Source organism: Sphingomonas yabuuchiae (genome assembly GCF_014199595.1).
Lineage (GTDB): Bacteria > Pseudomonadota > Alphaproteobacteria > Sphingomonadales > Sphingomonadaceae > Sphingomonas > Sphingomonas yabuuchiae.
Window position 1 is genome coordinate 349,036 of record NZ_JACHNX010000002.1, and the last position, 17,092, is coordinate 366,127.

The 17,092-nt window shown below is 63.9% G+C and carries 18 protein-coding genes, 1 tRNA gene and 1 pseudogene; 15 read left to right on the plus strand and 5 right to left on the minus strand.

Features of this window, described 5'->3' with window-relative positions; all coding sequences use genetic code 11:
• Positions 1–31: 31 nt before the first annotated feature.
• Genes GGQ89_RS04805 through GGQ89_RS04820 form a run of 4 tightly spaced genes read left to right on the plus strand, consistent with a single transcriptional unit; the run spans position 32 to position 4,447 of the window.
• Complete coding sequence (locus GGQ89_RS04805; RefSeq protein ID WP_056434992.1) at positions 32–664, plus strand: TetR/AcrR family transcriptional regulator; 633 nt, start codon at positions 32–34, stop codon at positions 662–664.
• A gap of 56 nt (positions 665–720) precedes the next feature.
• Entirely contained in the window at positions 721–1,857 is a 1,137-nt protein-coding gene (locus GGQ89_RS04810) for a glycoside hydrolase family 130 protein (RefSeq protein ID WP_184104482.1), read from the plus strand.
• Entirely contained in the window at positions 1,854–3,443 is a 1,590-nt protein-coding gene (locus GGQ89_RS04815; RefSeq protein ID WP_184104484.1) for an alpha-amylase family glycosyl hydrolase, read from the plus strand. The genes GGQ89_RS04810 and GGQ89_RS04815 overlap by 4 nt, the downstream gene beginning before the upstream one ends.
• Positions 3,440–4,447 (plus strand): glycosyltransferase family 4 protein, encoded by a 1,008-nt coding sequence (locus GGQ89_RS04820; RefSeq protein ID WP_184104486.1) that lies wholly within the window; start codon positions 3,440–3,442, stop codon positions 4,445–4,447. Before GGQ89_RS04815 ends, GGQ89_RS04820 begins: the two co-directional genes overlap by 4 nt.
• On the opposite strand, the gene GGQ89_RS04825 is transcribed toward GGQ89_RS04820, so the two are convergent.
• Positions 4,426–4,896 carry a MarR family winged helix-turn-helix transcriptional regulator gene (locus tag GGQ89_RS04825; RefSeq protein ID WP_184104488.1) on the minus strand — a complete coding sequence of 157 codons (471 nt, stop codon included), beginning with the start codon at positions 4,894–4,896 and terminating at the stop codon, positions 4,426–4,428. The genes GGQ89_RS04820 and GGQ89_RS04825 overlap by 22 nt on opposite strands.
• Before the next feature lie 63 nt (positions 4,897–4,959).
• On the opposite strand from GGQ89_RS04825, the gene hppD reads away from it, so the two are divergent.
• From hppD to GGQ89_RS04845, 4 genes are all read left to right on the plus strand, one after another.
• On the plus strand, positions 4,960–6,021 hold the full coding sequence (hppD, locus tag GGQ89_RS04830) for a 4-hydroxyphenylpyruvate dioxygenase (RefSeq protein ID WP_184104490.1): 1,062 nt from the start codon (positions 4,960–4,962) through the stop codon (positions 6,019–6,021).
• A 106-nt stretch (positions 6,022–6,127) separates the two neighbouring features.
• Positions 6,128–7,408, plus strand: coding sequence for a homogentisate 1,2-dioxygenase (gene hmgA, locus GGQ89_RS04835; protein WP_184104492.1), 1,281 nt, complete (start codon positions 6,128–6,130; stop codon positions 7,406–7,408).
• Entirely contained in the window at positions 7,405–8,037 is a 633-nt protein-coding gene (gene maiA, locus GGQ89_RS04840; RefSeq protein WP_184104494.1) for a maleylacetoacetate isomerase, read from the plus strand. The genes hmgA and maiA overlap by 4 nt, the downstream gene beginning before the upstream one ends.
• A complete protein-coding gene (locus tag GGQ89_RS04845; protein WP_184104495.1) occupies positions 8,034–8,393 on the plus strand; it encodes a Rieske (2Fe-2S) protein in 360 nt (119 codons plus the stop codon). Before maiA ends, GGQ89_RS04845 begins: the two co-directional genes overlap by 4 nt.
• On the opposite strand, the gene GGQ89_RS04850 is transcribed toward GGQ89_RS04845, so the two are convergent.
• Positions 8,383–9,213 (minus strand): PEP-CTERM sorting domain-containing protein, encoded by an 831-nt coding sequence (locus GGQ89_RS04850; RefSeq protein ID WP_338112336.1) that lies wholly within the window; start codon positions 9,211–9,213, stop codon positions 8,383–8,385. The genes GGQ89_RS04845 and GGQ89_RS04850 overlap by 11 nt on opposite strands.
• Before the next feature lie 141 nt (positions 9,214–9,354).
• On the opposite strand from GGQ89_RS04850, the gene GGQ89_RS04855 reads away from it, so the two are divergent.
• The 5 genes from GGQ89_RS04855 to GGQ89_RS19960 all read left to right on the plus strand — a co-directional run bounded on the left by GGQ89_RS04855 (position 9,355) and on the right by GGQ89_RS19960 (position 11,944).
• Positions 9,355–9,630, plus strand: coding sequence for a metal/formaldehyde-sensitive transcriptional repressor (locus GGQ89_RS04855; RefSeq protein ID WP_056435008.1), 276 nt, complete (start codon positions 9,355–9,357; stop codon positions 9,628–9,630).
• Between the two features lie 48 nt (positions 9,631–9,678).
• Positions 9,679–10,623: a CDF family Co(II)/Ni(II) efflux transporter DmeF gene (gene dmeF, locus GGQ89_RS04860; RefSeq protein ID WP_184104497.1), complete on the plus strand. Its 945-nt coding sequence runs from the start codon at positions 9,679–9,681 to the stop codon at positions 10,621–10,623.
• A 35-nt stretch (positions 10,624–10,658) separates the two neighbouring features.
• Positions 10,659–11,291 (plus strand): L,D-transpeptidase family protein, encoded by a 633-nt coding sequence (locus tag GGQ89_RS04865; RefSeq protein WP_240456497.1) that lies wholly within the window; start codon positions 10,659–10,661, stop codon positions 11,289–11,291.
• Between the two features lie 68 nt (positions 11,292–11,359).
• Positions 11,360–11,433 (plus strand) — tRNA-Gly (locus GGQ89_RS04870).
• Positions 11,434–11,662: 229 nt separating this feature from the next.
• The gene (locus GGQ89_RS19960; protein ID WP_240456498.1) at positions 11,663–11,944 is read left to right on the plus strand and encodes a hypothetical protein; all 282 of its coding nucleotides are present in this window, start codon (positions 11,663–11,665) and stop codon (positions 11,942–11,944) included.
• A gap of 54 nt (positions 11,945–11,998) precedes the next feature.
• On the opposite strand, the pseudogene GGQ89_RS04875 reads toward GGQ89_RS19960, so the two are convergent.
• The 3 genes and pseudogenes from GGQ89_RS04875 to GGQ89_RS04885 form a co-directional block, all read right to left on the minus strand.
• Positions 11,999–13,018, minus strand: a pseudogene (locus GGQ89_RS04875) (recombinase family protein); the annotation flags it as partial.
• The gene (locus GGQ89_RS04880) at positions 13,015–13,287 is read right to left on the minus strand and encodes a hypothetical protein (protein ID WP_184104499.1); all 273 of its coding nucleotides are present in this window, start codon (positions 13,285–13,287) and stop codon (positions 13,015–13,017) included. The gene GGQ89_RS04880 and the pseudogene GGQ89_RS04875, both read right to left, overlap by 4 nt.
• A gap of 206 nt (positions 13,288–13,493) precedes the next feature.
• The gene (locus tag GGQ89_RS04885) at positions 13,494–14,780 is read right to left on the minus strand and encodes an AAA family ATPase (protein ID WP_184104501.1); all 1,287 of its coding nucleotides are present in this window, start codon (positions 14,778–14,780) and stop codon (positions 13,494–13,496) included.
• 413 nt (positions 14,781–15,193) lie between these two features.
• Here GGQ89_RS04885 and GGQ89_RS04890 point away from each other — a divergent pair, with 413 nt between their 5' ends.
• Together GGQ89_RS04890 and GGQ89_RS04895 are read left to right on the plus strand one after the other, a co-directional pair.
• The gene (locus tag GGQ89_RS04890; protein ID WP_206362763.1) at positions 15,194–15,493 is read left to right on the plus strand and encodes a hypothetical protein; all 300 of its coding nucleotides are present in this window, start codon (positions 15,194–15,196) and stop codon (positions 15,491–15,493) included.
• 147 nt (positions 15,494–15,640) lie between these two features.
• On the plus strand, positions 15,641–16,735 hold the full coding sequence (locus tag GGQ89_RS04895) for a recombinase family protein (RefSeq protein ID WP_184104505.1): 1,095 nt from the start codon (positions 15,641–15,643) through the stop codon (positions 16,733–16,735).
• Positions 16,736–17,092 lie beyond the last annotated feature (357 nt).

Here is a 17,092-nt window from a genome sequence, read left to right on the forward strand (position 1 = left end):
CCAATGCCGTGGGAGGACGCAAGAGGGGAATATGACAGTCACGAAACGGACCGCCGGACGCCCGACCCGCGAGCAGGCGCAGCATATTGACGATATCATTCTTTCCGGCGCGCGAGAGGCGTTCTGCAGCCGCGGAATCGAGGGCACCTCGATGGAAGAAATTGCCTTATCCGTGGGGGTTAGCAAGCATACCATCTATCGCCGCTACGCAGGCAAGATGGCACTGCTCGACGCGGTGGTGACGCGCGACCTCGACCGGCTGAACCAGACCATGCTGGACGACAGCAGCGGGGCCAATCCGTTGGAGCGGTTGAAGAATTCCGCCCGCCGCTTCTTCTTTTTCTGTGTCCAGCCGGACTCGGTCCGGTTCATGGCTTTTCTGACATCGGAGGCGATTTTCTCCGAAGAATTGCGTCAGCGATTCGCGACCTGGGATCGCGTGCTGGCCGATCCGATCATCGCCTGCATCCAGGCGTCGCAGGATGCCGGGCTGTTGCGGCGTGACGACAGCGCGCTGGCGCTGTTCAGTTTGCTGGCCGACATTCTCGACGGACCAAGCCGCCGGATGCAGTTCGATCTCCCCGACCCCTTCAACGGCATGACGCCGGACGCCTTTTTCGAGCATCGCTGGTCCGTGTTCCTGAAGGTCGCGACGGCGGGTTGAGCGACGGGGCGCGATCTTCATTGGGAACGCGAGGGTATAGCAGGCGTTGGCGCGCCATGTCCGACGACCTGCTGATCTTCCGCCCCGATGACGTCGATTTGTCCCGCTCGCCGCTTCGGCGGGGCATAGCCGAGCCGACCTATGTACTGGGGGCGTTTAATCCGGGCATGACCCGGCTGGCCAATGGCAACATCCTGCTGATGGTTCGCGTGGCCGAGGCGTTGAGCCAGCCGGTCGATGGTGATCATGTCCGTGCAATCCGCTGGACGACCACTGGTTATGTCCTCGACCGCTACCCGCTCTCGGCGGTCGACATGACTGACCCCCGCCAGTTCGCCATTCGCGGCAGCGCGCACCGCATTCTCGCCCTGACCTCTCTGTCATGGCTGTTGCCGGTCGAGCTATCGGCGGACGGCTCGACGATCGTCGCCGTCCACTATGATAAGGCGATCGAACCGGCCGCGACCTGGCAGGATTATGGCGTAGAAGATGCCCGGATCAGCCGGGTCGGTGACCGCTGGTATATGACGACCTGCTCGGTGTCGGCCGAGCGGCATTCGACGACGCTTCATATCTCGGACAACGGCCTGGATTACCGGTTGGCGGGCATCATCCTCGACCATCAGAACAAGGACATGCTGTTTTTCGAGGGGTTGGTCGACGGCCGGTTCATGGCACTGACCCGGCCGCTGGGTGAAGTGTATTTCGCCTATCCCGACGACAGCCCCTTTGTCGGCGGACCGTCGATCAATTTCGCGACCTCGCCCGATGCGCTGCACTGGAAGCCGCTGGAGGCACCCGGCATCCGGGCGCGCAAGGACTCGGTATCGGCGATGAAGGACTCGGTATCGGCGATGAAGGTCGGCGGAGGCACGCCGCCGATCCTGACCGAGCATGGCTGGCTGACCCTCTATCACGGTGTCGAGCGGCGCGAGTCGGTCGGCATCTATCGCAGCTTCTGGGCATTGCTCGACAAGGACGAACCCACCCGCATCCTGCGCCTCGCCGACGATCAGCCGATCATGGAGGCCGCGCCCGAACTGACCGCGTCGATCGCGCATCAGATGTATCTGCCGACGCCGGTCGTCTTTTCCACCGGCATCGTCGATATGGGCGACCATTATCTGGTGGCGAGCGGCGAGGCCGATCTGGCCTGCCGCATGACCCGCCTGCCGAAGGGCCTGTTCGCATGAATGCGCGGCCCTGGTGGCAGTCGGCGGTCCTTTATCAAATCTATCCCTGGTCGTTTCAGGACAGCGATGGGGACGGCATCGGCGACCTCCGTGGGATCGAGCAGCGCCTCGATTATCTCGTCGATCTGGGCATTGATGCGATCTGGCTTTCCCCGATCTTTCCGTCACCTATGGCCGACTTCGGTTATGATGTGGCGGAATATCGCGGTGTCGACAGCCGGTTCGGAACACTGGCCGATTTCGACTCGCTACTGGCCTCGGCCCATGCGCGCGGGCTGAAGCTGCTGCTCGACTTCGTGCCCAATCACAGCTCGGACCAGCATCCCTGGTTTCTTGAAAGCCGGTCGAGCCGCGAAAATCCCAAGCGCGACTGGTATATCTGGCGCGAGGCAGTCCCGGACGGCGGCCCGCCCAACAACTGGATCAGCGACTTCGGCGGCCCCGCCTGGACCTGGGACGAGGCGACCGGTCAATATTATTACCACGCCTTTCTGAAGGAACAGCCCGACCTCAACTGGCGCAACCCGGAGGTTCGCGCGGCGATGCTCGACGTGCTGCGCTTCTGGTTCGCGCGCGGGGTCGACGGGTTTCGGATCGACGTGTTGTGGCACATCGTCAAACATGCGGGCTTCCCGGACAATCCACTCAATCCGGACTGGGACCCGGCGACGGGCGAGATGCACCGGGTGTTCCAGCTCCATTCGACCGACCAGCCCGAGGTCCACGACATCGCCGCCGACATGCGTGCTATCGCCGATGCATTCGGCCGCGAAGGTGACGAGCGCGTGCTGATCGGTGAAATCTATCTGCCGGTCGAGCGGCTGATGCGCTATTATGGACAACATGGCGAGGGCGTGCACCTACCCTTCAACTTCCAGTTGATCGACGCACCCTGGGATGCCCGCCATCTGGCGCGGATGATCGCGGAATATGAAGCCGCCCTCCCCCCCGGAGGCTGGCCCAATTGGGTGCTCGGCAACCATGACCGCCCGCGCAGCGCGACAAAGCGCGGGGCGGCCCAGGCGCGGGTGGCGGCGATGCTGCTGCTGACGCTGCGCGGAACGCCGACGCTATATTATGGCGACGAGTTGGGCATGGAGAATGGCGTCATTCCGCCCGACCGTGTCCGCGATCCGCGCGAGTTGCGCGAGCCGGGCCTGGGACTCGGTCGCGATCCCGTCCGCACGCCCATGCCATGGGATGACAGCCCGCAGGGCGGCTTCACGGCCGGTGAGCCATGGCTTCCATTGGGAGCCGGTTGGCAAGCGCGCAACGTCGCCAACGAACTGGCCGGTTCCGACTCTATGCTGGCCCTTCACCGCGCCTTGCTGGCGCTCCGGCGGAGCAGCCCGGCGCTGGCCATCGGAGCGATCCGGTTGATCGAGGCGGAGGGTTCTGTGCTCGCCTATGAGCGCGAACAGGATGGTGAACGCTTCGTCGTCGCGCTCAACCTCGGTACGGAGCCGGCGCGTCTAAGCCTGACCGGCCGCCCCATTCTCTCGACGCTCGGCAATCTGCCGAGCGATACGCCTTCCCATTTGCGCCCCGATGAGGGCCTGATCCTGAAAGTCGACACGCCCGCATGAAGATCGCGATGATTGCCCCGATCGCGTGGCGCACCCCGCCGCGCGCCTATGGCCCCTGGGAACTGGTGACGAGCCTGCTGACCGAAGCACTGGTCGCGCGCGGCGTCGACGTCACGCTGTTTGCGACGCAAGACAGCATCACCGCCGCCACGCTGGCTGGCCCCGTCCCCGCCCCCTATTCCGAAGACCCGAGCGTCGATGCCAAGGTGTGGGAGATGCGCCATCTCGCCGCCGTGTTCGAGCGAGCGGGCGAATTCGACCTGGTCCACAATCAGGCCGATTTTCCGGCGCATGCCTTTGCCGGACTGGTCGACACCCCGATGGTGACGACCATCCATGGCTTCTCGTCGGAGCGCATCATGCCGATGTACGAGCCGTATCAGGAACGCGTGCACTATGTCGCGATCTCGGACGCGGATCGCCACCCCCGCCTGCACTATGCCGACACCATCCATCACGGCATTCCAATGGAGGATTTTCAATTCAATTCAATAGGTAGTGACGACCTTCTCTTCTTCGGTCGCATCCACCCGGACAAGGGGGTCGCCGAAGCGATTGCCGTCGCCCAGGCCACCGGCCGCCGCCTGATTATGGCGGGCATCGTGCAGGATGAGGGCTATTGGGAGCGCGAAGTCCGCCCCCATGTCGATGACGACCGCATCGTCTATCGCGGTCCGGTCGGTGGCGCGGATCGCACTGCCACCCTCGGACGCGCCAAGGCACTGCTCCACCTCATCAACTTCGACGAGCCGTTCGGCCTGTCCGTCGTCGAGGCGATGGCCTGCGGCACGCCGATCATCGCGATCCGGCGCGGATCGATGCCGGAACTGATCGAGGACGGGGTGAACGGCTTCCTCGTTGAGAACGTCGAACAGGCGATTGAAGCGGTCGGCCGGATCGGCGAGATCGACCGGGCGACCTGCCGAAAGGTGGCGGCCGACCGCTTCTCGGTCGACCGCATGGCCGATCGCTATCTTCAGCTTTACCGCTCGATCCTGGGCTGAGCGCGCTGCGCCAACGCGACGGCATCGATCCGGTGGAGCATGGTCACGAACGCCTCCAGTTCGTCCGGCGTAAACCCGGCAAATAGCTGCGCCTCCAGCTCCAGCGCCTTGGGCGCGACATCGGCGTAAAGCTCTCGCCCCGCTTCGGTCAGGACCAGCAGGTGCGACCGGCGGTCGCCGTCATGCGCGTTGCGGGCCAGAAGACCGCGCCCGACCATGGCGATGGCCGCGCGCGAGACCGTCACCTTGTCCATCCGGCTGCGCTCGCACACCGCCGACTGGGCGACCGCGCCCTCCTCCGCGACGATCGCGATCAGCCGCCATTCGGGAATCGTGAGCCCGAACAGCTGCTGATAGGCGCTGGCGATATGGTCGCTGACCAGATTGGACGTGATCGACAGGCGATAGGGAAGGAAGCCATCCAGCCGCAATTCGCGAGATCGTAACATTTGACACCAATTCCCCATTCTGCGATCTGGTAACGGAAGATACTGGATCAGGAGTTGGACGTCATGGCAACCACCCCGAACAATCCGCTGGGCCTGGACGGCTTCGCATTCTGCGAATTCACGACGCCCGAGCCCGATACGCTGGCGCGCCAGTTCGACGCGATGGGCTTCGTGCCGACGCACCGTCATCCCCAAAAGGCCATTACCCGGTACAAGCAGGGCCGCATCACCCTGTTGCTCAACGCTGAGGAGCAGGGCCAAGCGGCAGACTTCCGCGCTGAGCACGGCCCCTCGGCCAGTGGCATGGGCTTCTATGTCGCCGATCCGGCCGAGACGTTCGACCATGCGGTCAAGGGCGGCGCCACCCCGGTCGACGCGACGCGCGGGTGCCTGACCCCGGATGCCAAGGCGATCGAAGGGATCGGCGGCAGCTATCTTTACCTGGTCAAGGCAGGCAGCGACCTGTTCGCTGACTGGACCGAGATCGAAGGCTGGCAGCAGGCTGAGGCGGAGAACAATGTCGGGCTCGACCTGCTCGACCACCTGACCCACAATGTCCGGCGCGGCGAGATGCGCACCTGGTCGGGTTTTTACTCCAAGCTGTTCGGCTTTGAGGAACAGAAGTATTTCGACATCAAGGGCAAGGCGACCGGCCTGTTCAGCCAAGCGATGATTGCCCCCGACAAGGCGATCCGCATCCCGCTGAACGAGAGCCAGGACGAGAAGAGCCAGATCGAGGAGTTCATCCGCGAATATAATGGCGAAGGCATCCAGCACCTCGCGCTGACGACCGACAATATCTACGAAACCGTGGAAAAGCTGCGGGCGCGCGGCGTCCGGTTGCAGGACACGATCGAGACCTATTACGAACTGGTCGACAAGCGCGTGCCCAACCATGGCGAGGACCTGGAGAGGCTACGCAAGAACCGTATCCTGATCGACGGCAATGTCGGTGAAGAGGGCATCCTGCTCCAGATCTTCACCGAGAACATGGTCGGGCCGATCTTCTTCGAGATCATCCAGCGCAAGGGCAATGAAGGCTTCGGCAACGGCAATTTCCAGGCCTTGTTCGAAAGCATCGAGTTGGACCAGATCCGGCGCGGCGTCATCACGGTGGATGCATAAGCATCCGCCGATGCGCGCACGAAGGTGCGCGAGCGCGGCCGAGCCAGCGCATAAGGCGCGGCTCGGCCGCGTCTGACGCGCTGGCGTGTTGTGGAGAGGAAAAGAGATGACGACATCCTACATCCCCGGCTTTGGCAACCACGTCGCGACCGAGGCGGTTCCCGGCGCCCTCCCCATCGGTCGCAATTCGCCGCAGCGCCCGGCTTACGGCCTCTATGCCGAGCAACTGTCCGGCACCGCCTTCACCGCGCCGCGTCACGAAAATCGTCGCTCCTGGCTCTATCGCCTTCGCCCGACCGCCGAGCATCCACCCTACGAGCCCTATGACGGCGCGCCGGGTTTCGCGCCCGGCACCAGCGACAGCCCCCTGCCCCCCAATCGCCTGCGCTGGGATCCGGCACCGATGACGCCGCCGGGCACCGACTGGATCGACGGGATGACGACGATGCTCGCCAACCGCGATCCGGCTGACCTGGAGGGCGTCGCCGTCCATGTCTATGCCTGCAACCGCAGCATGGATCGCGTCTTCGTCGATGCAGACGGCGAGCTCGTCTTCCTGCCGCAATTGGGCCGCTTGGCCATCCTGACCGAGCTGGGCCGGATCGACATCGCTCCCGGCCAGATCGCGCTGGTCCCGCGCGGCGTCCGCTTCCGTGTCGAACTGCCCGATGGCGAGGCGGCGGGCTATGTCGCGGAAAACCATGGCAGCCTGTTCCGCCTGCCCGATCTGGGCCCCATTGGCGCGAACGGGCTGGGCAATCCGCGCGATTTCGAGACACCGGTCGCCTGGTTCGAGGATCGCGACGAGCCGACCCAGGTGGTCCAGAAATTCCTCGGCTCGCTCTGGACGATGACGCTCGACCACAGCCCGCTCGACGTGGTGGCGTGGCACGGCAATCTCGCGCCCTGGCGCTACGACCTGTCGCATTTCAACACGATCAACACGGTCAGCTTCGACCATCCCGATCCGTCGATCTTCACCCTGCTGACCTCACCCAGCGACGTGCCCGGCCGCGCCAATGCCGATTTGGTCCTGTTCCCGCCGCGCTGGATGGTCGCGGAGGACACGTTCCGTCCGCCCTGGTTCCATCGCAACGTCATGTCGGAGGCGATGGGCCTGATCACCGGCGCCTATGACGCCAAGGCGGAGGGTTTCCAACCTGGCGGCCTGTCGCTGCACAATCTGATGGCGGGTCATGGTCCCGACCTCGCCAGCTGGCAGGGAGCGAGCAACGCGGAGCTGAAGCCGCATCGGATCGAGGGCACCATGGCCTTCATGGTCGAAAGCTGTTGGCCCTATCGCCCGACGACCCATGCGCTGTCGCATGCGCAACTCGATTACGACGCGGTATGGAAGGACTTTCCCAAGGCCAAGCTGCCCCTATGAGCCTGACGCTCCACGGCTATTGGCGGTCGAGTGCCGCCTATCGGGTACGGCTGGCACTGGCACTGAAAGGCTTGTCCCATACCAGCGTCGCGCATGATCTGCGTACGGGGGCGCAGCGTGCCGCCGATTATCGCGCGCTCCAGCCGCAGGGCCTGGTGCCGGTGCTGGAGGGGCCAGACGGCCCGTTGATTCAGAGCCCCGCCATTCTAGAATGGGTGGAGGAACGCTATCCCGATCCGCCACTCCTTCCCGGCGACAGTGCCGGGCGGGCGGTGGTGCGGGCGATGGCGGCGATCGTGGCATGCGATATCCACCCGATCAACAACCTGCGCGTCCTGACGATGCTGCGGCAGGATATGGGTGCCGACGAAGCCGCCACAACCCGCTGGATCGGCCATTGGGTGACGGAGGGTTTCGCCGCACTGGAGACGCAGATCGAGCGGCACGGCGCGGGCTATGCCTATGGCGATATGCCGACGCTGGCCGACTGCCATATCCTCCCGCAAGTCTATAATGCCCAGCGGTTCGCGGTCGACCTGTCGCCCTTTCCCCTGCTCGTCGCGGCGGCCCAGCGCCTGCGCGAACGGGTGCCCGAGGCATCACCCGAGGTTCAGGGCGACGCGGCATGAGCGACGAACGCCTGACCGCCACGCCCGCCGGGATCACGCTCGGCGCGCTTGATACCATCGCCGACGGGGCGGCGCGCAATTTCGTGCTCCAGATGCGGGCGGGCCGTTTTCACGGCTTCGTCGTGCGGCGCGGCGAAGCGGTCCAAGGCTATGTCGACCGCTGCCCGCATATGGGCCTGCCGCTGGCGCAGGAACTGGACGCCTATCTGACCCCGAATGGGGAGCGGATCGTCTGTTCCTGGCACGGTGCGATCTTTGATATGGCGGACGGCCAATGTCTGGGCGGCCCCTGCGCGGGACAGCGTCTGACGCCCTGGCCGGTCACGGTGCGCAATGGAGCAATCGTTACAGCGTGACGGCCGTGACCTCGGCATGGGCGATCGCTTGCAACCGGCCGATGAGACGCGGCTCCAGCCCGAGATCGATGCCCGCCCGCTCCTGTTCGCCCAGCCGCCGGACGTCGAACCCGGTGATCTTTCCGAAGACGACCAGCGCCTCCAGATAATAGCCCGCCGCACTGGCGTGATACTGGTCCCAACTCCACAGATCGACCTGTCCGAAGGCGATGCCGTCATAAGGGTTCGGATCGGCGACCCGCTCCGCCCAGGCCCTGTTCCATGCCTGTCCCACCGGGATCGTGCCCGAGATTTCAGGATAGCGTCGCACGGCAAAGGCATTTCCGACCGCCAGATCGTCCGCCATCGCCGTGATCGGCTTGCCACGCCAGGGACTGGCGGTACGATAAGTCAGGTCCGCGCGGCTCCACGTGGATACCAGTTCCACCCGAACGCGTGGATTGGCCCGGCGCAGCATGGCGGTCAGCAGCCCCGCGGCCTCGGCATGACGCGTCGGATCGCCCGGCCGCTGCGCATCGAGGGTGCTATAGCCCTGTAGCACGACGACATCCCAGCGCCGGTCGATCTCCTTGCGCTTCTGCTCGTAATGATAGGCGAGGTCGCGACCGGGGGCGGTTTCCAGGCTGACCTGCCAGTCTTGGCCCGCTTCCTTCGCGAAGGTTTTGAACAGCGCGGGCACGCCGCCAATGCCTTCCCGGTTCAAGTCGCGGACCAGATCGGGGCGATAGCGCATGACCGGCGAATGCGCGCCGAAGGTGAAGCTGTTGCCGACGAACAGGATCGACTCCGCCGCCGCTGGGGCGGATGCGGTCAATGCCACCGCTATCAAACCCCCACGCCGAATTTTTCCCATCATGCCCGTACCTTTGCTCTTCATGGCAGCCCTTCTGACGGATGCCGCAGCGGATATGCAACCCGCCAGTTGATCGAAACTGCCATATACCCTATACCCCTATCCATTATGGCGCATGTCACTACCAGCAAGGAAAAGATCATCGCGCGCGTCCGGCGGATCGCGGGACAGGTTGCGGCGATCGAGCGGTCGGTGACGGCCGATGCCGATTGCGCCGAGACGCTGCATCTCGTCGCGGCCGTTCGCGGCGCGGTGGCGGGATTGATGGACGAACTGGTCGAGGACCACCTCCACGCCCATGTCGCAGCCCCCGACCTGTCCGACGAGGAACGCAAGGCCGCCGCCACCGAGCTGGCCAAGTTGCTCCGCCGTCATTTCCGCTGATTGCCGATCGAGGATCGTCTTGCCGTGAACAGCCCCGTGAACGCCCCCATGAATACGCATAGCCATGACTATCTGGGCCATGCCCATGACGAGAATGCGCGCCGCACCCGCCTGGTGGTATGGCTCTCGACGGGGATGATGGTCGGCGAGATCGTCGCGGGCTATCTGACCGGATCGATGGCGCTGCTCGCCGACGGCTTCCACATGGCGACCCATGTCGGGGCGCTGGGGATCGCGGCGATCGCCTATTCCTATGCCAAGCGCCATGTCGCCAATCCGCGCTATAGCTGGGGCACCGGCAAGGTCGGCGAACTGGCGGGCTTCGGATCGGCGATGGTGCTGGGGCTGGTGTCGCTGGGCATCGCCTATGAGTCGGTCATGCGGTTGGCCGATCCGCATGCGGTTGCGTTCGGGGATGCGATCTTCGTCGCGGTACTGGGCCTGCTGGTCAACATCGCCAGCGCCTGGCTGCTCGGCCATGGCCACGGGCATAGCCACGGCCACTCCCATGGCCATGGTCATTCGCACGATCATCACGATCATGACCATGATCAGGGGCATTCGCATGACCGCTATGGCGGCGACACCAACATGCGCGCGGCCTATATCCATGTCCTGGCGGATGCGCTGACCTCGGTCATGGCCATCCTGGCTTTGGTGGCGGGGCGCTATCTGGGCTGGGTCTGGCTCGATCCGGCGGTCGGGCTGCTCGGGGCGGCGGTCATCGCCAACTGGTCGGTCGGACTGATGCGCCAGGCCTCGACCGTATTGCTCGACGCGGCCGATCCCCAGCTCGCCGGCCAGGTCCGCGACCGGGTGGAGGCACCCGGCGACCTGCGCATCCACGACTTCCACATCTGGCGGATCGGACCCACCGCCCATGCCGTGGTCCTCTCGGTCGAGGGCATCGACACGGCGCTGACCAGCGCGACGATCCATCGGCGGCTGGAGGGGATGGCCGCACTAGGCCATGTCACGGTCGAAATCCGCTAACCCCTTATTGAAGAAGGGGTGGTAGAAGGCGCAGGATGAGAGCGCTGCAAATTCTGGCTGGAGCCATACTTCTGGGCGTAGCGGGTGGCGGCGTGATGCTGGCCCGCCATGCCGCTCGCGATGACGCGCCCCGGCCCGCCAAGACGACAGCGCCCCGCATCCTTTCCAGGCCACCGATCGCGGCCCCCTCGCCTACTCCGACGTCCGCGCCCTTCGTCGTCCGCCGTATCCTGGACCTGAAGGGGCCACTGAAGCACGGCGACTTTGTATGGGACGAAAGCGACGCACCCGGCGGCCCCATCGTCATCACGGTGGATCTGGCCGCGCAGGTCGTCTCGATTTTCCGCGACGGCTATGAGATCGGGACGGCTGCGATCATCTATGGCGCGGACAATATGCCGACGCCGCTCGGCGTGTTTCCCATCCTGCAAAAGGACGCGGACCACGTCTCCAATCTGTACGACGCGCCCATGCCTTATATGCTGCGGCTGACCAATGACGGCGTCGCCATCCACGCCAGCGATGTGCGCTACGGCAACGCCACCCATGGCTGTATCGGCGTACCCACCGGCTTTGCCAAAAAGCTGTTCGCTGCGGCGAAACTGGGCGACCGGGTGATCGTAACCAACGGAAAGACCATGGCGCTGGGCCAGTCGATCCTGGGCTGACAACCTTGAAGAAATTTGGCCCCACCCGCTTGCCAAATTCCCATGGCTTGAATAGGCAGCACCACGACGCGGGTGTAGCTCAATGGTAGAGCAGCAGCTTCCCAAGCTGAATACGAGGGTTCGATTCCCTTCACCCGCTCCATAACAAACAGTCGTTCCTCCAGAGCCGACTTGCCGCTGGCAAGATCGATGATCGCGGCTAACCGTCCCTCGACCTCCATCCGCACACCGCGCCCGTCCGGATTGGGCGTGAGGACGATGCGGTCGATCAGTTCGCGCAGCGCCGGGATTGCCTCCAGCCGGGCCTCGGGATCGGCGAGCGCTTCGTTCAGCCGTTCGACCTGCGCGCGATAGTCGGCGGCGACCGTAGGATGCAGCGCGACGACGGGCATCGCCTCGAGCTCGGCGAGGGCACGTTCCGCGGCGTCCTGCTCGGCCCGAGCTTCGGCGAGCGCTTCGCGAATGTCGGCGAACTCCTGACCGCCGGCGGCGATGGCGGCGACCAAGCGCTTCACCTGCCCCTGTGCGGCCGTCAGGCGCTTCCGGAGACGCGCTTCGTCCCGGCGGCTGTCGGCGGCGCGGCGTGCATATTCAGCGTGGTACTCGCGCACGAAGACCTCGACCAACGCCGGGTCGAGCATCCGCTGGCGTAAGGCAGCCAGCACCCGACGCTCGTAATGTTCGGTCGTGATTTGCCGGTTGTTGGTGCAACTGCCGTCCGACTTGTGCTTGGTGCAGCCCCACCGCTCGGTCCCGATGACGATCCAGCCCTCGCCGCACAGACCGCAGACGCCGAGACCCGACAGCATCCGACGCGGACGGACGGTCCGGTGCAGCTTGACGCCGTGATAGGACCGTCGCCGCGCCTGAACCGCCTCCCAGGTCTCGTCATCGATGATGCGGAGGTGGGGGACTGAATGGACGACCCGGTCCTCAACGACGTTGACGCGGATGCGGACCGTCCGGGAAACCGGCTCGGGCACCTTGCTGGTACGGTTGTGGACCAGCCGGCCGACATAGAGTTCGTTGCGCAGGATACCGTTGCCACGTCGACCGTCACCGTTGATCGTTGAAGCTCGCCAGTGCGATCCACGAGGCCCCTTGATGCCGTCCGCATTGAGCCCGGCGGCGATCGTCCGTGCGGCTAGACCGCGGGCGAACTCGCGGAAGATGCGGCGGACGACCTCCGCCTGCTCCTCGTCGATCTCGCGCAGGCCCCGGATCGGACGGCCGCGGGCATCCATCTGGTTGGCTGTCCGGTAGCCATAGGCGAGGCCGGCCGGCGAGCGACCGCTGGACACGGTACCACGCTGGCCGCGCTTGATCTTGGCACCGAGTTCCTTGCGGAACTGCGAGTCCATCAGGCCCTTGATGGCGCCGTTGATTTCGGTGATGACCCCGTCCGTCAGGGTGAACAGGCGGGTGTTGTGATATTCGAGCTGCTCTCGGATGTGGTGGCTGTCACCCTGGTGTCGCGCGAGTCGGTCGGTGGATTCGGTGAGCACTTGGTCGATGTCGCCTAGCCTTACCCGTGCCAGCATGGCGGCGACGCCCGGTCGCTGCTCCTCGGTGATCCCTGCCGCGCCGCTGATCGCATAGTCGGTGAAGACCTCGACGACGCTCCAGCCTTCGTGATCGGCACGCTCCCGGCAGATGGCGATCTGGTCTTCTATCGACCGGCTGTTCTGCAAATGGCTGGAGAAGCGGGCGTAGATGACCGTCCTCATTCCGACCGGCTCCGGCCGATCGCCCGCAGGTCGCGTACGGCGGCCAGGCGTGCCCAAGCTCGGACGAAGGTCTCGAGTTCGGGTTCTGGCCCTGTTGTAGCGGATCGCGATGCATCCTGTTCTTCGACTGCGACAGCACTCAACGCCGCGCTCATGGACTGTCGTTGAAAGGTCGCCACTTCGATACGATCGGAAAGATCGTGATATTCCAAATTTTCCTCCGGGGTGAAATTGCACCCACGGCAATCCTGACCTTCCAATCTGTGCATCTTACTCGGTACGGGCATGACGACGCTCGACCGTCATTCCTGTACCGAGCAAAAAAATAGCCAGCTTGCGCATGCACAAGCTGGCGAAGGCTGAAACTTCATCCGGAAGGCGAGCAGACGATTTTGCCCTCCGACGACAACCGACGGCGGTTCCCGCCGTACACAGGCTTTACGGCCTGGCCGGCATCGGATGATCAGGCAGCTACCTATGTCAGAGGTATCACTCCCCGGATCATCTTGATCTTGCCTGCGCTGATATCGATCAGCCCGTCCTTCTTCATTGCGGACAGTTCGTAGGGGAGCGTGCCTGCCGACTTCGCGGACTGGGAGTCAGCGACATCGCCGATCGTGCCGAGGATGGGATTATCGGCCTGCGCTGCCATAAACGCCGTCCTTACGTCGTCTCGGGACAGCGGCTTACCGGGTGTACCGGCCGTAAGCCCTTCCAGCAGGGCTACCATCGCCTTCCGAAGCTCCGGCGTATGAGCCTTCGCGCCGCGGCGGGTCGGCGACTTGCCGAACATCTCGGGATAGGTCGACGTGATGTTGTCGTAGGCCCCGTCTTTGCGACGCAGCAAAGCACGAGGCGTAAGGTCCGCACCCTCGGAATTGGCTTTCGCGACCTGCACGATGACGATGTCCCGGTCCCCAAGATCGGGGATCGCGGCGCGGACACTGCTCATGTCCTCTGCGTCACCGGCGAGGCGGACTTCAACGACCGTCCTCGGTGTGGTTGACCACATGGCGGATCCGCGTAGTCGCTCGATCGCGGCGTCATCTGCCCGCTTCGCGGCGTCCTTGGGCGTGTGACCGATCACCGCCCAGAACATTTTCTGCCGCCGAGACAGGCGGTTCAGATAGAAGAGGAAGTTCGTCGTCGCTTCCGAATTCGCCAGTTCGAAGCCCGCCATGGATACGGCAGAATCGAGGATGACGCCGACGATCCGGTCATGCGGTCGGCCTTCCTCCTCGACGCGAGCGTTCCAGTCCTCGAGAAAGCCTTCGACCCCCTTGAGGACCGGACTGGGTTGCCAGCGACCGCCTGGACCGCGCTCGAACAGACAGGCGTTCGGTTCGGGGAACTCGATGTCCGTCATGCTGAGGAACGCCATCACGTGGATGCGGCCGCAGATAGCCGCCGCGTCCGCGTGGGTGCCGCCCAGTTCCTTCACCATTTGCCGGGAAATCGCGCTGATCCGCTGAAGGAGGTGCTCGCGGAGGTCCTCGGCCGTCAGCACGAGGATGTTTCCGCGAACGCATATGTCTGCCCCCAGCCATTGGTCTGGGACAGCATTGCCGACAGCGGCCATATGCGCGGCCATCCAGAGAAGTAGCTGGGTCTTACCGGTCGATCCGGCACCGAACCAAATGGTTGCTCCGGTGGCCGGCATCAGGCCGTTGATGGCATAGTCCATCGAATGGTCATACGAAGCGGCGTCAACGGCGCGATAATGCCCCTCCCGCGCACGGATCGTCCAGCTCTCATCGGTCATATTCTCATTCTCCCGCTTTCCCAGGCGGGACTATTCTCCTTCGGTTAAAAAGCGGATGACGCGTCCTTCACCAGCCAGCGCCCCTTTAACAGCTCGTCGCAAATCGGTCCGCACGTTAACGAATTCTTAAGTTTTCATTCCCATGTAAAGGGAGGTGAGGGTGGAGGCGGTGAGCAGTTCGGACTGCACAACGACGCCACCCCCACCGACCGTACTGGGCAAAAACCCTTCGCGAACATGTTCCGTCTGCGGCGGTCTCGATCATGCGGACATTGGCCTTATGCCCGCCATCCCGGAATTCTCGCACTGGACGGCAGCATCCAGGATGCTGAGTGCGGCGAAGTCCGCGCAGGCAAGCATCTCAATCCGGCAGCACTGCTTCGACGACGGAAAGCGCAGAAGGCGCGATGCGTGTGGGAAAGCTCGAATCTTCCAAAGAGGAACTAACCTTTGGAGGAAAAATGAGACTGAATGCAAAGCAGGTCGATGCCGATCTTCGTCAGGCCCGCCAGTACGTCAACGACGCGCTCCGAGAGGCCGTCTGCCGTTGGATCGATGATAACAAGGCCAGCCGCGCCCGGACCGCACGCGCATTCGGCATCTCGGCCGAACGCGTCGGAACATTCGAGTTCGAAACCATGATGAGAAAGCACGAGGCGGAGCGCCGCGCGAGAATTGGGAACGAGCCAATGGTTACAATTGGCGGCCGCTGAAGCACGGCAATCTGAAACGCACCGTCCAAAAGGTCCACCTTTTGGACAGTTTTTCCAGGACGCTTGAGCAAGGTCCGGAAGTTAGGGAAAGAGGATTTGAGCCAAGCTCGAAACGATCAGGGTAGGATTTGACCCTGGAGGAAAAGAGTGGCGAGAATTGCATATTACCGTGTTTCGACAAGCACGCAGTCGATCGAAGCTCAGCGCAGCGCGATGGCCGGTCCGTTCGACAAGGAATTCAAAGACGAGGGAGTTGGCGGTCACGTGCTCGCCCGGGATCGGAACGGCTTCGCCGAAATGATGGCGTATGTCCGGGAGGCGGACACGCTGTATGTCTACGCCATTGACCGCCTCGGTCGCGACGCCATCGACATCCAGCAGACGGTGCGCCTGTTGCGCGAGAAGGGAGTGGCGCTCGACGTCAGAGGTTTGGGCGTCATCTCAGGAAACGTCGGCGATCTGATCGTCGCCGTCCTTGCGCAGATCGCCGGAATGGAACGTGCCGTCATTCGGGAGCGAACCACGGCAGGGCGCGAACTGGCACGCAAACTGCTGGATACCGACGGAATGACGCAGAACGGAGCCAAAAGCCTCGGGCGTCCACCGGCACGCGACCCCGACGAGGTACGCGCGTGGCGCAAGGAAAACGACGCTAGCCTGCTGGATACTGCGAAACACTTCGGCATCAGCCTTTCTACGGTCAAGCGTTACCTATCTTCCAACGGTCCGATCGCTGTTGCTCGCCGCCGTCGGATTGAAGCTTCGCTTGGCAACGGCGCGGAAAACGCCGTCACCGGTCCGGTCTTGCGGGATCCGGACTGCCTTTCTCTTCAGTCGGCCACACCCGACGCCGGGCGGGAGGTTGCCGAACCGTTCCTCCTTGGCCTGCCACCTCTGGTCGGTCCCCTGAAGGCGGATCTCTGTCGCGTCGAAACCGTGCCAACCGGCAATGGGATGCGCGAGGTCGTGGCTCGCGATGTTGGCGTCCCAGCGTCAGCCTCGCCTGACGATAGGGCGCACCCGGGCGTTGCAGAAGGAACCCTGCAACTCTCCGAGAAGGTGCCCGCGGTCCTCAGCAGCGACATGCAACCGCGGCGAGGCAAACCGGCTCCGCATGGCTCTGACGACACCAGCGTCGTTCGCGGAGGTGATGGCGGAACGCTGCCAATTGAAGGTGCTGTCGGCATTGATGGCCAGATGGCCTTACCCTTTGATGACCCGAAGGGTGTGGTCGCTCAGTAGCGCAGTTGCCAACGCATTGATGGCGGTATCGCGTAAATCCGCCATCAATTTGGAAGGAATGATTGACGGGTAGATATCGGCAGCACCACTTATGACCCCATCCCGGTCTCTTGGCGCCGCCCTATGACGGCTTGAAACTTGCTACTAATTCATGTCTGGTGGATCGAATGCTCCGATGAGCTCAGCGAGCCTTCGTGAACGACCGGGACTGGGACATTCCTGCCATTCCCCGCGGTTCGTGGCACGGCAGGCCTTGTCAGGAGCGGACATTGGGCTTCTACCCGAACGGGACCACAAAGCGACCGAGGGTTGGGCCGGCTGCGCAAGTCGATTCGGCTGACTTCCACAGCCTTGAGG

What these genes read in the sequence shown, in the direction of transcription:
- GGQ89_RS04885 (WP_184104501.1), bottom strand. Translation starts at nt 14,780, where the DNA reads ATGACCGATGAGAGCTGGACGATCCGTGCGCGGGAGGGGCATTATCGC.
- GGQ89_RS04810 (WP_184104482.1), top strand. Translation starts at nt 721, where the DNA reads ATGTCCGACGACCTGCTGATCTTCCGCCCCGATGACGTCGATTTGTCC.
- GGQ89_RS04855 (WP_056435008.1), top strand. Translation starts at nt 9,355, where the DNA reads ATGGCGCATGTCACTACCAGCAAGGAAAAGATCATCGCGCGCGTCCGG.
- hmgA (WP_184104492.1), top strand. Translation starts at nt 6,128, where the DNA reads ATGACGACATCCTACATCCCCGGCTTTGGCAACCACGTCGCGACCGAG.
- GGQ89_RS04825 (WP_184104488.1), bottom strand. Translation starts at nt 4,896, where the DNA reads ATGTTACGATCTCGCGAATTGCGGCTGGATGGCTTCCTTCCCTATCGC.
- hppD (WP_184104490.1), top strand. Translation starts at nt 4,960, where the DNA reads ATGGCAACCACCCCGAACAATCCGCTGGGCCTGGACGGCTTCGCATTC.
- GGQ89_RS19960 (WP_240456498.1), top strand. Translation starts at nt 11,663, where the DNA reads ATGCAGCGCGACGACGGGCATCGCCTCGAGCTCGGCGAGGGCACGTTC.
- dmeF (WP_184104497.1), top strand. Translation starts at nt 9,679, where the DNA reads ATGAATACGCATAGCCATGACTATCTGGGCCATGCCCATGACGAGAAT.
- GGQ89_RS04880 (WP_184104499.1), bottom strand. Translation starts at nt 13,287, where the DNA reads ATGCACAGATTGGAAGGTCAGGATTGCCGTGGGTGCAATTTCACCCCG.
- GGQ89_RS04820 (WP_184104486.1), top strand. Translation starts at nt 3,440, where the DNA reads ATGAAGATCGCGATGATTGCCCCGATCGCGTGGCGCACCCCGCCGCGC.
- GGQ89_RS04845 (WP_184104495.1), top strand. Translation starts at nt 8,034, where the DNA reads ATGAGCGACGAACGCCTGACCGCCACGCCCGCCGGGATCACGCTCGGC.
- GGQ89_RS04805 (WP_056434992.1), top strand. Translation starts at nt 32, where the DNA reads ATGACAGTCACGAAACGGACCGCCGGACGCCCGACCCGCGAGCAGGCG.
- GGQ89_RS04815 (WP_184104484.1), top strand. Translation starts at nt 1,854, where the DNA reads ATGAATGCGCGGCCCTGGTGGCAGTCGGCGGTCCTTTATCAAATCTAT.
- GGQ89_RS04865 (WP_240456497.1), top strand. Translation starts at nt 10,659, where the DNA reads ATGAGAGCGCTGCAAATTCTGGCTGGAGCCATACTTCTGGGCGTAGCG.
- maiA (WP_184104494.1), top strand. Translation starts at nt 7,405, where the DNA reads ATGAGCCTGACGCTCCACGGCTATTGGCGGTCGAGTGCCGCCTATCGG.